Origin of the sequence: Aquabacterium parvum (genome assembly GCF_001447195.1) — a bacterium.
Classification (GTDB): Bacteria; Pseudomonadota; Gammaproteobacteria; order Burkholderiales; family Burkholderiaceae_C; genus Aquabacterium; species Aquabacterium parvum.
On the sequence record NZ_LFRI01000323.1, the window covers coordinates 1 to 273 of the forward strand.

General features: G+C 63.4%; 1 protein-coding gene. It reads left to right on the forward strand.

Features of this window, described 5'->3' with window-relative positions:
• Positions 1-246 (forward strand): hypothetical protein (locus ABG80_RS22770; protein ID WP_407638749.1); only part of this gene is annotated, 246 nt, incomplete at its 5' end.
• Between the last annotated feature and the right edge of the window lie 27 nt (positions 247-273).

Sequence of the window (273 nt, forward strand, 5' to 3'; positions counted from 1 at the left end):
AAGGCCCTGAGCCACGGTGCCAACATGGGCCGGCTGGTCGATCAGGCCATTGATCAAGGCCAGCTCACCGAGCTGCGCCAGATGTGCGCCAAGGTGCATCCCTCGCTGATCGAGCGCCTCGATCAAGTGACGAACCCGCTCGACATGAGCAAGCGCGAGTTCATCGAGGCTGCTGTGTCTGATGCGCTGGCCCGCGCCGAGGAAGCTATCGAGCGTTCCGGTGCCCTGGATCAAGGGAGCCTGTGATGCTCACGCTGACCGGCACCATTCGAG